At 60.3% G+C, this 15,077-nt stretch carries 10 protein-coding genes; 3 read left to right on the plus strand and 7 right to left on the minus strand.

The window, feature by feature from the left end; all coding sequences use genetic code 11:
- Positions 1-103: 103 nt before the first annotated feature.
- Positions 104-2,632 (minus strand): PepSY domain-containing protein, encoded by a 2,529-nt coding sequence (locus tag HU765_RS00565; RefSeq protein WP_186618779.1) that lies wholly within the window; start codon positions 2,630-2,632, stop codon positions 104-106.
- Between the two features lie 235 nt (positions 2,633-2,867).
- The gene (locus tag HU765_RS00570) at positions 2,868-5,171 is read right to left on the minus strand and encodes a TonB-dependent siderophore receptor (protein WP_186618652.1); all 2,304 of its coding nucleotides are present in this window, start codon (positions 5,169-5,171) and stop codon (positions 2,868-2,870) included.
- A 204-nt stretch (positions 5,172-5,375) separates the two neighbouring features.
- Here HU765_RS00570 and HU765_RS00575 point away from each other — a divergent pair, with 204 nt between their 5' ends.
- Together HU765_RS00575 and HU765_RS00580 are read left to right on the plus strand one after the other, a co-directional pair.
- Positions 5,376-6,056: a Fe2+-dependent dioxygenase gene (locus HU765_RS00575; RefSeq protein ID WP_186618653.1), complete on the plus strand. Its 681-nt coding sequence runs from the start codon at positions 5,376-5,378 to the stop codon at positions 6,054-6,056.
- On the plus strand, positions 6,053-6,811 hold the full coding sequence (locus HU765_RS00580) for a tetratricopeptide repeat protein (RefSeq protein ID WP_186618654.1): 759 nt from the start codon (positions 6,053-6,055) through the stop codon (positions 6,809-6,811). The genes HU765_RS00575 and HU765_RS00580 overlap by 4 nt, the downstream gene beginning before the upstream one ends.
- 186 nt (positions 6,812-6,997) lie before the next feature.
- Here the strand turns inward: HU765_RS00580 and HU765_RS00585 are convergent, their stop codons facing one another.
- The 5 genes from HU765_RS00585 to HU765_RS00605 all read right to left on the minus strand — a co-directional run bounded on the left by HU765_RS00585 (position 6,998) and on the right by HU765_RS00605 (position 12,507).
- The gene (locus HU765_RS00585) at positions 6,998-8,161 is read right to left on the minus strand and encodes a type III PLP-dependent enzyme (protein ID WP_186618655.1); all 1,164 of its coding nucleotides are present in this window, start codon (positions 8,159-8,161) and stop codon (positions 6,998-7,000) included.
- 656 nt (positions 8,162-8,817) lie between these two features.
- Positions 8,818-9,975, minus strand: coding sequence for an ABC transporter ATP-binding protein (locus HU765_RS00590; protein ID WP_186618656.1), 1,158 nt, complete (start codon positions 9,973-9,975; stop codon positions 8,818-8,820).
- 222 nt (positions 9,976-10,197) lie between these two features.
- The gene (locus HU765_RS00595; RefSeq protein WP_186618657.1) at positions 10,198-10,890 is read right to left on the minus strand and encodes an ABC transporter permease; all 693 of its coding nucleotides are present in this window, start codon (positions 10,888-10,890) and stop codon (positions 10,198-10,200) included.
- Positions 10,891-10,903: 13 nt separating this feature from the next.
- A complete protein-coding gene (locus HU765_RS00600; RefSeq protein ID WP_186547302.1) occupies positions 10,904-11,797 on the minus strand; it encodes a glycine betaine ABC transporter substrate-binding protein in 894 nt (297 codons plus the stop codon).
- A gap of 20 nt (positions 11,798-11,817) precedes the next feature.
- Positions 11,818-12,507 carry an ABC transporter permease gene (locus HU765_RS00605; RefSeq protein WP_186547380.1) on the minus strand — a complete coding sequence of 230 codons (690 nt, stop codon included), beginning with the start codon at positions 12,505-12,507 and terminating at the stop codon, positions 11,818-11,820.
- A gap of 358 nt (positions 12,508-12,865) precedes the next feature.
- On the opposite strand from HU765_RS00605, the gene HU765_RS00610 reads away from it, so the two are divergent.
- Positions 12,866-14,449: a peptide chain release factor 3 gene (locus HU765_RS00610; protein ID WP_186618658.1), complete on the plus strand. Its 1,584-nt coding sequence runs from the start codon at positions 12,866-12,868 to the stop codon at positions 14,447-14,449.
- The last annotated feature ends 628 nt before the right edge of the window (positions 14,450-15,077 follow it).

The following is a 15,077-nucleotide window of genomic DNA, read 5'->3' on the forward strand; positions in this document are numbered from 1 at the left end:
GGAGCGAGCTTGCTCGCGAAAGCGGTGTGTCAGTTGATAGATATACCGACTGACACGACCCCTTCGCGAGCAAGCTCGCTCCCACAGTTGGGTGTGAATAATGTCAGTAAACGTCGCGGCGGTAGCGGCCCTGTTCGATCAGATTCTGGACTTCGGCGCTGCCAAGGATGTCGTTTAGCGCTTGATCAACGCCAGAAGCCATTCCCTGAAGACTGCCACACACATAAATCACCGCCCCGTCCGCCAGCCATTGCTTCAATTCATCCGCCAACTCACGCAAGCGATCCTGCACATAAACCTTCTCGGCCTGATCCCGCGAGAACGCCAGGTCCAACCGTGCCAGATCACCATTGATCAACCATTCTTCGAGTTCCGCGCGGCAGAGGAAATCGTGCTCGCGATTGCGCTCGCCAAACAGCAGCCACTGGCGCTGCTGGCCGTCGGCAATGCGTGCCTTGAGCAAGCTGCGCAAACCCGCCAGACCGGTGCCGTTGCCCAGCAGAATCATCGGCAGCGGTTCGTTCGGTAGATGGAAACCACTGTTGCGTCGCACGCGCAGGCTGATACTGCCGCCCACTGGCGCATGCTCGGTGAGCCAGCCAGAGCCGACGCCGAGGCTGCCGTCGCTGTGCTGTTCCTGGCGCACGATCAGCTCCAGCACGCCATCGGCGGCGATTGAGGCGATCGAATATTCGCGCATGGCCAGCGGCACCATCGCATCGACCAGCGCTTGCGCATGCAGGCCGACCAGGTGCGCGCGGTGCTCCGGTAGCTGGCGCGAGGCCAGAGCTACTTCCAGCGGCTCGTCGAGGCCGTTGACCTTGACGATGGTCTCGCCTCGGATGCCGAGGCCGTCGAGGAAATGTTCGATGGCCCACGGGCAGTTGCGCGGCAATACTTCGACCAGATCGCCGGCCAGCCAACTGCTGGTGTCCGGCGCTTTGAGAGCCAGCAGATAAACCGGCGCACCGCTGCTGTCGGGGTTCATCAGTTCGCGGCGCAGCAGCGTCCAGTTGGCGTAGCTCGGCGCCTGCCAGGTTTCGGCCGGTGCTTGCCCGGTGAGCTGGCCGAGTTGCGTCTGCCAGTGGCGCAGGGCGTAGGGATCGCCGCTGTCGACTTCCACCGGAGCAAACAACGACTTGCCCCCGTGTTCGCTCAGCCACTGGTGCAGGCGTTTGGCGAAGCCGCAGAAGTGCTGATACTGACGATCGCCAAGACCCAGCACCGCATAATTCAGGCTGTCGAGCGCAGAGGCCTTACCAAGAACCTTGCGCTCAAAACCGCGCGCACTGTCCGGCGCTTCGCCGTCACCGAAGGTGCTGACCACAAACAAGGCGTTGCTCGAATCACGCAAATCCTGCTCGCTGACATTGGCCAGCGGCTGCACCTTCACCGGCAACCCGGCGGCCTGCAATTGGCCGGCGGTCTGCCACGCCAGTTGCTCGGCGAAACCGCTCTGGCTGGCGAAGCCGATCAGCCACGCCGAAGCCTCGCCTGCCGGCTGTTCAAGACCTTTTCGTGCGTCCTTGATGTGCTTTTTCTTGCGCCGACGGTCGAGATACAGCAGCCATCCGGTGATGAAGAACAGCGGCATGCACACCGCTGCCAGCGTGACGATGATCCGCCCGACCAGACCGAAATAACTGCCGACGTGCAGCGCATAAATGCTGGTCAGCAGTTGTGCCTTGAAGCTTTTTTCCGCATAGCGATCAACGCGTTTGACCACGCCGGTGGCCGGGTCGAGGGTGATCTGGTTCAGCGCGCGGTCGTGGGGCGAACTGTCGAGCAGATAGAACACCGTCGCCGGTTGGCCGGCCACCGCCGGCATGCGAATGTTGTAGGCGGCCAGGCCGGGGCCGGCGGCGCTGTAGATGCTGCTCCACATCGCTGCGTAGTCGGCCGTCGGCGCCGGTCCTTCCGGTGCCGGGCCGCGACCGCCGCGCACACGCTCGTTTTGCGGCGCGTCGGAAAGCAGCCGGGTCAGGCCCTTGTTGTACCACTCGTACGACCACGACAACCCGGTCAAGGCCAGCAGCAGATACACCAGCAGACACCAGGTACCGGCCACCGAGTGCAGGTCCCAATTGAACGCGCGCCCCTTCTTTTTCCAATCCAGGGTCAGCCACACGCGCCAGCTGTTCCACTGACGTGGCCAACGCAGATACAAACCGGAAAGGCAGAAGAACAGCAGCATCAGGGTGCAGGCGCCGGTGATGTTGCGCCCGGTATCACCCATCGCCAGAAAGCGGTGCAGTTGCAGCATCAGGCCGAAAAAGTCCTGACCGGTGGCGTCGCCCTTGAACTCGGCGGTGTACGGATCGAAGTAGCGCATCTCGCCACGCCGTTCACCCTTGGGCGGGGTGAAGAACACCCGCGCGGCGTGGCCGCTGTCGGTCTCGACCCAGAGCATCGCGACTTTCTTGCCGGATGCGGCTTCGATGCGTTCTACCAGTTCAACCGGCGGCAGGACCCCGGCGACCTGTTTTTCCACCTGCAGCACTGACGGATTGAGCGCCCGCAGGATTTCGTCCTGAAAGGAATAGGCCGCGCCGGTGATGCCCATCAGGGCCAGCACCAGGCCTGCGGTGATGCCAAAAAACCAGTGCAACTGGAACAGGGTTTTCTTCAACACGTCACTCGCCGTCCGTTCGGAAATTGTCATCACGGCGCGCATTATGCCGTGGGTTATCGAGAAGCGTTCTTTCTTACGCACAAAAGCCCCGTTCAATTGAATGAACGGGGCCGAGCCATACGGCGTATCCCTTGTAGGAGTGAGCCTGCTCGCGATAGCTATCTGTCAGATGAATAGATGCTGACTGATACGCCGCAATCGCGAGCAGGCTCACTCCTACAGGTTTCCACTGAAGTCAGAAGTGGAAATTAGTGCTCAACAGCGCCGTCCGTCCCGCCGCCTGGTTGGCGAAGTGGGTCGAGAAGGCTTTGTCGTAATAGGTTTCGTCGGTCAGGTTCTGCACGTTGAGTTGCAGATCGACGTTCTTCGTCAGCTTGTAGGCTGCCATTGCGTCGTAACGCACATACGAGTCGACCATGGTGGTGTTTGCCGTACTGCCGTAGACGTCGTCGACATAGAACGCGCCACCACCGATGGTCAGCTTCGGCGTGACCTGATACGTGGTCCACAGGCTGGCGCTGTTTTTCGGTGTGTTCGGCAGGTCGTTGCCGTCGTTGGCGCGACCGAACGGGCCACCATCAACCTGCTCGCTGTCCATGAACGCGTAACCGGCGAACACCTGCCATTTGTCGGTGAGCTTGCCGCTGGCCGACAGTTCGAAGCCTTGCACGCGGGTCTTGCCGGCGTTCTCGTACGAGCTGGTGTCGACCTGCACGCGGGCGTTTTCTTTCTCGGTGCGGAAGATGTCAGCGGTCAGCGACAGGCGATCGTTGAGCAGATCCCACTTGGTGCCGATCTCGTAGTTCTTGGTGGTTTCCGGCTCCATGTCGCTGCTCAGCAGGTTGCCGCTGCGATCCGGTGTACCGCCCAACGGGTTGCCTTCCTGGCCTTCGCCGAGGGTGTTGCCCGGCGGGGTCGCCGAGGTGGCGTAGGAGGCATAGATGCTGCCGTTTTCCGCCGGCTTGTAGACCACGCCGAACTGACCGGTGACGAATTCGCTGGTGTCATCGCCCTTGGAGGTGGTGCGGCCGGCGGCGTTGTAGGTTTTGTAATCGGTGTCGAAGTGGTCGTAACGCAGGCCCATGTTCACCAGCCACTGCTCGGACAACTCCAGCGTGTCGAACACGTACAGCGCGTAAGTGTCGGCCTGGGTGTCGGTGCCGGCGTAGTTGCGCGAGATCGCACCGTTCCACGGATCGTTCGGGTTCGGGTTCGACAGCGAGGTGCAGTTGTAACCGCTCGGCGCGCCGATCAGGCCCGGGTTGCAGTTGGTGGTCACAGCGCCGGTGCGCGGCGTGGTGTCAGTGTTGACGTTGTACGAGGATTTCTCGCTCTGCTCGCGGGTGTATTCGACACCGGTGGAGAAGCTGTTTTTGAAGCCGGCCACGTAGAAGGTGCCGAACAGGTCGGTCTGGTTGGTAGTGGTCTCGGTGTTACTCACCCGGGTGTTGGCGCGACGCCAGACGCTGCCGTTGTTGACGTTGCCCTTGCTGTCGTCCGGCTGAGTGAGGATGTAATCCTGCATGCTGGTGCCGTGGCGCAGGGTGTTCTTGATCGTCAGCGCGTCGTTCAGGTCATGCTCGATGGCGAACGTCGCGGTGTCGGTGCGGCCCTTGCGGAAGTCGCGGTCCAGACCGTAGAAGTTCTCATGATCACCGCCGGCGTACGGCTTGTCCGGATTGGACTTGGTGCGCGGGTTCGACAGCGTATACGGAACGCCCGAATCCGGAGTGTCGTTGCTTTCCAGGTGGTAGTAATCGAGGTTGACGCGGGTGTCGGTGCCCAGGCCGAACGCCAGGGACGGCGCGATACCCCAGCGGTCGTAGTCGACCTTGTCGCGACCGGCGACGTTGCTCTCGTGGCTCATCAGGTTGAGGCGGCCGGCAGCGCTGTCGCTGAACTGATAATTGCCGTCGAGGGTGTAGCGCTGGGTCTGGTCGGAGCCGTAGGTGAAGCCGCCGTCGAACGAGTTGCCCAAGTGGGCTTTCTTGCTCACCAGGTTGATGCTGCCACCCGCCGCGCCGCGGCCGCCAATGGCCGAGTTCGGGCCTTTGCTGACTTCGATGTTTTCCACCGCGAAGATTTCGCGGCTCTGCGCACCGGTGTCGCGCACGCCGTCGAGGTAGGTGTCACCCTGAGCATCGAAACCACGGATGAACGGACGGTCGCCCTGCGGGTTGCCGCCTTCACCGGCGCCGAAAGTGATGCCTGGCACGGTGCGCAGCGCATCCTGCATGTTCAGGGCGCCGGTGTCTTTGAGCACCTGTTGTGGAATCACGGTGACCGAGCGCGGCGTGTCGACCAGCGGGGCGGTGTACTTGGGCGAGGAGGCTTTTTCGACCTGATAGGACGTCGGGTCCTGCGCTTCGCCGGTGATGGCGGTAGCGTCCAGGGCGATGGCATTGCCGGAGGCTTTGCTCTCGGTTTTTTCCGCAGCGAATACCATCTGGCCAGCGGAGCCGGCGGTGATTGCCACACCGATCGCAGAAGCGAGCAGACGTGGTGAACTGACCGGTAATTGAGCGTGTAGACGTGCCATTTTTATTCCCTCCCCAAGGATTTGAGGCGGCGGAATATAGGGTAAACAGGTATTCGTATCAATTGCGAAACATTGCTAACTGCACTGAATTTACATTCTTTACAATTTCACCTTATGGTTTTTGACGTTTCGTTCGTCTCCCGGGTTTTACACGGCCAATAAGAATCAATACCATTGCCACCTTCTTGCCATCAGGTGACATCCATGCTGCTGCACATTCCCGGGCTGTTCGCAAAAGACGAAGTGCAGCGCATCCGCCAAGCCTTGGAGCAGGCGGATTGGGCCGATGGCAAAATCACTGCGGGCTTTCAATCGGCCAAGGCCAAGCACAATCTGCAGCTGCCTGAAGGCCATCCACTGGCCAAGGAAATCGGCGCGGCGATGCTCGAACGGCTGTGGAAGAATCCACTGTTCATGTCTGCCGCACTGCCGCACAAAGTGTTTCCGCCGTTAGTCAACTGTTACACCGCGGGCGGCAGTTTCGATTTCCATATCGACAACGCCGTGCGCCAGCCCAAGGGCAGCATCGAGCGGGTGCGCACTGATCTGTCGGCGACACTGTTTTTCAGCGAGCCGGAGGATTACGACGGCGGTGAGCTGGAAATTCAGGACACCTACGGCACGCAACGGGTGAAGCTGCCGGCCGGCGACATGGTGTTGTACCCCGGCACCAGTTTGCACAAGGTCAACGCCGTCACCCGTGGCGCGCGTTATGCCTCGTTTTTCTGGACGCAAAGTCTGGTGCGCGAAGACAGCCAACGCGCGTTGCTGTTCGAGATGGACAGTGCGATTCAGCAACTGACTCAGGACGTTCCCGATCACCCTTCGTTGATTCGCCTGACCGGCACGTATCACAACCTGCTACGGCGTTGGGTCGAGGTATGACTTTCCAGTTACGCCGCGAAGAAATCCTTGATGCCGCGGGGTTGGCGGCGATGCTTGAAGAAAGTCCCGCCCGCGCCGCGCAGGCGATTTTGCTCGCGGCGGGCGAGGGCGAAGTGGAAGCGCAGGCGTTGCTTGGACAGATTCTGCTCGACGGCCATGGGATCGCACAGGATCAACCCTTGGCACTGCGCTGGTTCGGCATCGCCGCCGGACGCGGGCATCTGATGGCGCGCAACATGCTTGGGCGCTGTCATGAGCATGGCTGGGGTTGCGCGGCGGATGCCTCGGTTGCCGCGCAGCATTATCGAATCGCCGCGCAGGCCGGGCTGGATTGGGCGATGTACAACCTCGCCAATCTGCTCGCGACCGGGCGCGGTGTGGCGGTGGATCATCGCAAGGCGCTGGCGCTGTATCGGCGCTCGGCTGAGTTGGGTCATGCGAAATCGATGAATCTGCTCGGGCGCTATCTGGAGGAAGGGCAAGTGTGTCCGGCCGACCCTGCTGCGGCGCGCGAGTGGTATCGGCGCTCGGCCGAGGCCGGGGATTTTCGTGGGCAGTTCAGTTATGCCGCGGTGTTGGCGGGCGAGGGGAATATCGATGAGGCCATTCTCTGGCTTGAGAAGGCCCTGGCCGGCGGTAATCTGAATTTCCTGCGAGTAGCTAGCCAGACGCTCGCTGATGCGACAGATCCGATGATCCAAGCCCTGGCGACCCGATATCAGTTGCGTGCAGATGAACTGAGCCGCACCGCATAACCCTGTGGGAGCGGGCTTGCTCGCGAAGGCGGTGGGTCATTGCAGACGATGCTGACTGACCCACCGCTTTCGCGAGCAGGCTCGCTCCCACAAGGGAGCTCCATCTATTCATGGATCACAAAAAAGCCCATGACACGTCATGGGCTTTTAACTTGCAGCCAGCAGCTTGAAACTCGAAGCTGCTCCTTAAACGTAAAACGACTTCAACGGCGGAAACCCGTTGAACTCGACCGCGCTGTAACTGGTGGTATACGCACCGGTCGACAGCCAGTACAGACGATCACCGATCGCCAGGTTCAGCGGCAAGCCGTACTTGTAGTTCTCATACATGATGTCGGCGCTGTCGCAGGTCGGGCCGGCGATCACGACTTCCTCCATCTCGCCTTTCTTCTCGGTCCAGATCGGGAACTTGATCGCTTCGTCCATGGTTTCGATCAGGCCGGAGAACTTGCCCACATCGGTATACACCCAGCGCTCGACGGCGGTGCGCGACTTACGCGCAACCAGCACCACTTCGCTGACCAGAATACCGGCGTTGGCGATCAGCGAACGGCCCGGCTCCAGAATGATTTCCGGCAGGTCATCTCCGAAGTCTTCTTTGAGGAACCGGATGATTTCCTCGGCGTAGGTTTCCAGGCTGTTGGTGCGGGTGATGTAGTTGGCCGGGAAGCCACCGCCCATGTTGATCAGCTTCAGGTGGATGCCGTCTTCTTCTTTCAAGCGCTCGAAGATCACTTTGACCTTGGCGATCGCCGCGTCCCAGACGCTGATGTCGCGCTGTTGCGAGCCGACGTGGAACGAGATGCCGTACGGCACCAGGCCCAGGTCGCGGGCGAGGATCAGCAGGTCCATGGCCATGTCGGTCTGGCAGCCGAACTTGCGCGACAGCGGCCAGTCAGCGGTGGTCGAGCCTTCGGTGAGGATGCGCACGTAGACTTTCGAACCCGGTGCCGCCTTGGCGATGTTACGCAGGTCGGCTTCGGAGTCGGTGGAGAACAGACGCACGCCCTTCTCATAGAAGTAGCGGATGTCCTTGGATTTCTTGATGGTGTTGCCGTAGCTGATACGGTCAGCGCTGACGCCGCGATCCATCACTTTGTCCAGCTCGTAGATCGAGGCGATGTCGAAGCTCGAACCTTTGTCTTTGAGCAGGTCGATGATCTCGACGGCCGGGTTGGCCTTGACCGCGTAGTAGACCTTGGCGAACTCGAAACCGGCGCGCAGGTCATCGTAGGCCTGGGCGATCATCGCGGTGTCGATCACCACGAACGGGGTTTCCTGTTTGTCGGCGAACGCCTTCATTTTGTCAAAAGTGGCGCGCGCGAAATAATCTTCGACGTTGATCGACATGCTGGGAGCTCCTATGGGCAAACTCTAAAAAACAATGGGTGCAAATGAACGCCCTCCGTATCCCCACTTTGGTTCGCCTACTTCCCAAGGCATGTCGCCGAAAGCAAAAAGGCCACGGGAATGACGCTTCCCTTGGCCTTGCTGTCTCGTCGTCAGTACTTGAGCCGGATGGATCGTTTCCAGCATGGACGTTCGGCGCGAACTTTAGGGCGTGAGGGGCCTGAGATCAACTAAAAATGTCGCGTTTCTGCACGCTTCTGACGTGCGTCGCGGATATCACTCTTTGTAGCCGACCGAGATGACGGACAGATGTTCCCGGGGAATTTGCCGGTGTTAAATATGCCTGCACGTTCAAGGCTGTTGCCAGCCAAGTTGCTGATAAGTGTGATAGCGGCAACATCGGCGACGTTGGCGGCGAGGGAGGGTGGCGCAGGGGATTTTGGAAGGATCAAGGCGTGAATCTTTACGGCTTTTACGGGTTTGATTGTTGAGATTCTTTGCCACCTTGTAAATATCAAAATTTCACACCGATCCTTGTAGGAGTGAGCCTGCTCGCGATAGCTTTTTCCCAGCCAACATATCCGTCGGCCGGGATTACGCCATCGCGAGCAGGCTCACTCTTACAGGTGATTGCATTTCAATCTTGCAATGATGGGTTACGCGATCACCGCCTCAGCCGGCGAGACGATATTGGTTTTCATCCCCCGCGAACGCCCCGAACTCAGGTAAGCCGCAATCGACTCCTGCGTCACCTCGCCAAGGAACACCCGCTCGGCGTCCATCACCGGCAGCCAGGAACGGTTGAACTCATACATGCGCGACAACAGGATGCGCAGGTGCTCGTCGTACGCCGCGGTGGCGTTGAACTCACGCAGGAACTGCGCGCAGGTGCCGGTCTGGCGGTGCAGGTCGCGACGGCGCACGTAACCCAGCGCCTTGTTCTCGGCGCAAGTGACGACGACATAGCGGCGGTCGTGCTCGTCCATCAATTCCAGCGCATCGGCCACCGGGGTTTCCGGGCTGACCGACGGCGCGTTGTCCGCGGCGTCTTCGGCCTTGACCAGCAGCAGGCGCTTGAGCGTGCTGTCCTGACCGACGAAGTTGCTGACGAAGTCGTCTGCCGGATGCGCGAGCAGGGTGTCGGGATGATCAATCTGCAGCAGTTTGCCGGCGCGGAAGATTGCGATCTTGTCGCCCAGTTTGATGGCTTCGTCGATATCGTGGCTGACCATGATCACCGTCTTGTTCAGCGCCCGCTGCATCTCGAAAAACTCGTTCTGGATCATCTCGCGGTTGATCGGGTCGACGGCGCCGAACGGCTCGTCCATCAGCAGCAGCGGGGCGTCGGCCGCCAGGGCGCGGATCACACCGATACGCTGTTGCTGACCACCGGACAGTTCACGCGGGTAGCGATGCAGATACTGCTTGGGTTCCAGCTTGATCATGCTCATCAGTTCGCGGGCGCGGTCGTGGCATTTCTGTTTGTCCCAGCCGAGCAGTTTCGGCACGACGACGATGTTCTCTTCGATCGTCATGTTCGGGAACAGACCGATTTGCTGGATCACGTAGCCGATGTTGCGGCGCAGGGTCACTTCGTCGAGATCGGTGGTGTCTTCGCCATTGATCAGGATCTTGCCCGAGGTCGGTTTGATCAGGCGGTTGATCATTTTCAGCGTGGTGCTTTTGCCGCAACCCGATGGCCCGAGGAACACGCAGATCTCGCCTTCATTGACGGTCAGGCTTACCGAGTCCACGGCTTTGACATCTTTGCCGTTGCTTTGGAAGGTCTTGCTGAGGTTTTGAAGTTCGATCATTTAAGGAGTCCTGTGTAGGGGGTGTTCGCCGCAAATGGCGGGCGCGTTGGAGCTGTGATGCCGCCGGGCAAGGCGTGGGACGCAGGAAATGTCGTTTCCTTTTCAAGTCCCACAACGCAGCCCGGCGGCATCACAGCTCCAACCCGGAGGGCCGCGTCCCACAAAGCGCAATACGTCGTTACTCGTCGTTCATTTGAAGAAACCAAATCTCTCTCCTCGCGCCTAGTCTCGCGCTTTGTGGGGCGGCGGCGCGCCCGCCATTTGCGGCGAACACCCCCTACTGGTCAACGAGCGTTGCAGCCATTGGAGAAACAGGTCGGCGAAGATCGCCAGAAGACTGACCAGCAGCGCGCCGACGATGAGCATCGACATGTCACTGCGGCTGATGGAGGCGAGGATCAACACACCGAGGCCGCCGGCACCGATGGTTGCGGCGATGGTCATCACGCCGATGTTCATCACCACGGCGGTGCGCACGCCGGCGAGGATCACCGGCACGGCAATCGGCAGTTCGACCATGCGCAGGCGCTGGCCGAAGGTCATGCCGATGCCGCGTGCGGCTTCACGGATGCCCGGCTCGACGCCGGTCAGGGCGAGGTAGGTGTTGCGCATGATTGGCAGCAACGAATAAAGGAACACGGCGGTGATTGCCGGCAGCGGTCCGAGGCCTTGGCCGAACTTGGAGTAAAACGGCAGCAGCAGGCCGAACAGGGCAATCGACGGCACGGTCAGCAGCACCGTGGCGCTGGCTTGCAAGGGGCCGGCGAGGCTGGGAAAGCGCGTCATCAAAATGCCCAGCGGCACGCCGATGACGATCGCCAGAGTCACGGCGATGCCGACCAGAGTGATGTGCTGCCAGGTCAGGTGCAGCACCTGCTGCCAGTCGAGATGGGAAAAGGCGTTCAGAAATTCCATGACTTCTCCTCTCTTAATTCAGTGGATGCTGGCGCAGGAAATCGGCGGCAACGGACGATGGGCTTTCATGATCGACATCGACCCGCGCGTTGAGCTGGCGCATGGTTTCGTCGTCGAACAGTTCGGCCAGCGGCTTCAGTTGTTCGGCCAGTTTCGGGTTGGCGTCCAGCGTGGCCTGACGCACCACGGGAGCTGCGGTGTAGTCGGGGAAGTAGTGCTTGTCGTCTTCCAGCAACTTCAGACCGAAGGCATTGAGACGACCGTCGGTGGTGTAGACCAGGCCGGCAAACACCTGGCCGTTACGCAGCGCGGTGTAGACCAGGCCGGCGTCCATCTGGCGGATGTTCTTGCGGGTCAGGTTCATGTCGTAGAGATCAACCATGCCGATCAGACCGTCGGAGCGGTTGGCGAACTCGGTGTCCAGCGCCACCAGGTGATTGGTCTTGGCCTCGGCGCGCAGCACTTGGTTGAGCTGGCTGATGTTGCCGATCTGCGGATATTGCTCAGCGACTTTTTTCGGCAGGGCGAGGGCGTAGGTGTTGCTGAACTTCGACGGGGTCAGCCAGATCAGGCCTTTTTTCGCGTCGAGTTCTTTGACCCGGGCGTAGGACTGCGCGCTGTCGAGTTTCTCGGTGACATGGTTATAGGCCACCAGCGACACGCCGGTGTATTCCCAGAGCAGGTCCAGTTGCCCGCTTTCGTGGGCGCTGCGGGCGAGGTTACTGCCCAGACCGCCGGTGATCTGCGCGTCGTAGCCTTTGCTGCGCAGGTACTGCGCGGTGATTTCGGCGAGCAGGGTCTGTTCGGTGAACACCCGGGCGCCGAGGCGAATGAGCGGTTTTTCAGCGGCTTGCGCGATTCCTGCGAACAGCAAGACGCAGCCTAAGATCAAGCTAAGTCGTTTCATAAATATTCCTTCGCAAAGCCTTAAGACGGGCGCAAACCGCGTTCCAGCCAGAGACGGCTGGCGAGGGTGACCACGCCATCGAGCAACAACGCCAACAGCGCGGTGCACGCGGCGCCGAGCAACAGTTGCGGCTGATTGTTCAGGGCGATGCCGGGGAAGATCAGGCTGCCAAGGCTGTTGGCGCCGATCAGGAACGCCAGCGGTGCGGTGCCGACGTTGATTGCCAGGGCCACGCGCACGCCGCCGACGATGATCGGCACGGCGTTGGGCAATTCGACTTTCCACAGCACCTGACGCGGGGTCATGCCGATGCCGACGGCCGCTTCTTTCAGCGATCCCTGGACATTTTTCAGCCCTTCGTAGGTGTTGCGCACAATCGGCAGCAGGGAGGCGAGGAACAGGGCGAAAATCGCCGGACCACTGCCGATGCCGAGAATGCCCAGCGCGATCGCCAGCACGGCCAGCGGTGGCACGGTGTTGCCGATATTGAAGATCTGCATGAAGCGTTCGGCGCGGCCGACCATGGTCGGGCGGCTGAGGAAGATGCCGGCGGGGAGGCCCACGACAAGGGCGGCCAGCATGGAAGCGAGGACAAGAATCAGATGAGCTTGCAGGTAAAACAACAAATCGTCGCGGTAGTGTTCGATCGTGTTGACGCCGATCCAGTGGACCAGCAGGGCCAGGAGCGCGATCACCACCGCACCTCCCATCAGCCCTTTGCCATAGCGGATAGCCACAGGCGGACTCCTTTTTTTGTAGTCGGCGAGCGCAGTCCCGAGTGGCATGCCAAGCCTTGGCTGCCGGGAAAGTCATTCGCGAAAAGTAGCCGTTTTCCAGCACCGGCCAAGCGGTGCGAAAGCGAGCCATGAGCGCAGCCTCGTCAGGCTAACTTGCTGATTTTTCAGCCCCTGACGAAAGTTCGTAACAGGGGATGGACGTCTCCGTGCTTTAAAAGGTTCCCATCTGCGGCAGCATTTGGCCACCCTTAATGTGCTCAACGGTTCGGTTATTGCAGCGAGTTGGGCTATAATCGCGGCCCTTTTTTGAATCACCGCCAGGCGATTTCCCATGACCCAACAGGCCGCCGAAGTCGCGAAACGCCGCACTTTCGCCATTATTTCCCACCCCGATGCCGGTAAAACCACGATCACCGAAAAGCTCCTGTTGATGGGCAAGGCGATTGCAGTGGCCGGTACGGTGAAATCCCGTAAATCCGATCGCCATGCGACCTCCGACTGGATGGAGATGGAGAAGCAGCGGGGTATTTCCATTACCACGTCGGTCATGCAGTTCCCCTATCGCGAACACATGATCAACCTGCTCGACACCCCGGGCCACGAAGACTTCTCCGAAGACACCTACCGCACCCTGACCGCGGTGGACTCGGCCTTGATGGTGCTCGACGGCGGTAAAGGTGTAGAGCCACGGACCATTGCGCTGATGGACGTCTGCCGTCTGCGTGACACGCCGATCGTCAGCTTCATCAACAAGCTCGACCGTGACATCCGCGACCCGATCGAACTGCTCGACGAAATCGAAGCCGTCCTGAAGATCAAAGCCGCGCCGATCACCTGGCCGATTGGTTGCTACCGTGACTTCAAGGGCGTGTACCACCTGGCCGATGACTACATCATTGTCTACACCGCCGGTCACGGTCACGAACGCACCGAAACCAAAATCATCGAGAAGCTCGATTCGGACGAGGCGCGCGCGCACCTGGGTGACGAGTACGAGCGCTTCATCGAACAGCTGGAACTGGTGCAGGGCGCCTGCCACGAGTTCAACCAGCAGGAATTCCTCGACGGTCAACTGACCCCGGTGTTCTTCGGTACTGCGTTGGGCAACTTTGGTGTCGACCATGTGCTTGACGCAGTCGTCGATTGGGCACCGCGTCCGCTGGCCCGGGTCGCCAACGAGCGCACCGTCGAGCCGGTGGAAGAGAAGTTCTCGGGCTTCATCTTCAAGATCCAGGCGAACATGGACCCGAAACACCGCGACCGCATTGCCTTCATGCGTATCTGCTCCGGCAAGTACGAGAAAGGCATGAAGATGCGCCACGTGCGCACCGGCAAGGACGTGCGCATCGGCGACGCCTTGACGTTCTTCTCGTCCGAGCGTGAACAGCTCGAAGAAGCCTTTGCCGGCGACATTATCGGCTTGCACAACCACGGCACCATTCAGATCGGTGACACCTTCAGCGAAGGCGAAGCGCTGAGTTTCACCGGCATCCCGCACTTCGCCCCGGAACTGTTCCGTCGCGTGCGTTTGCGTGATCCGCTGAAGTCCAAACAACTGCGTCAGGGTCTGCAGCAGTTGGCCGAAGAAGGCGCGACGCAGGTGTTCTTCCCGGAGCGCAGCAACGACATCATTCTCGGCGCCGTCGGTGTGCTGCAGTTCGATGTGGTCGCCAGTCGTTTGAAAGAGGAATACAAGGTTGAGTGCTCGTATGAGCCAATCACTGTGTATTCCGCGCGTTGGATCGAGTGCAGCGACAAGAAGAAGCTTGAGGAGTTTTCCAACAAGGCGGTGGAGAACCTGGCGCTGGATGGCGGGGGGCATTTGACCTATCTCGCACCGACGCGGGTGAATCTGGCGTTGATGGAAGAGCGCTGGCCGGATGTGAAATTCCGTGCGACGCGGGAACATCATTAAGGTTTGAGTTGTTTTTCTGAAAGCCCCTGAGGTGTAGGCCTTGGGGGCTTTTTTATGGGCTGCCGGTTTTGGTCTTGGCGGCCTCTGGGCCGACCAGGCTTTGGGTTGATTGGGGGGATGTCCGTTGCTGCGGGTGCTGCCGCTGGCGGTTTCGCTCTTACAGCGAGTCCCTTTTTCAAACGCCGGAGTGCCGGCCCAGCAAAAAGGAACCAAAAGGCTTTGCTCCTGCGTTCGGCCCTCGCAGGCTCGGGTTCCTTCGCTGCGGGATCGATCCGGGCGCAGCGTCTCCGGTTTGCTTCGCTGCACCTCCTCTCGCTGTGTTTGGCTTCGCCAAACGGTCGCTGCGCTCCCACGCCCGGATCAATCCCTCCGCTCAGCCTTCCGAAGTCGCCCGTGGATCAAGATCAAGAGCGGTACTCGAGCTAACGCTCATTGTTGAGTGGGGCGGCTTCGCCGCGGGCAGCTGGGCTGCTTTGCTTTTCTGTGGGAGTGAGCCTGCTCGCGAAGGCGGCCTGACAGCCGACCTGATTTCGGGGTTGTACTCAATCCCATTGTAGGAGTGAGCCTGCTCGCGATGACGTCCTCATAGCCAATCTGTCTCTGCAAGATTCACCCTGTCCCTGTGGTA

This window comes from Pseudomonas sp. SWRI81 (assembly GCF_014268545.1).
Lineage (GTDB): Bacteria > Pseudomonadota > Gammaproteobacteria > Pseudomonadales > Pseudomonadaceae > Aquipseudomonas > Aquipseudomonas hamedanensis.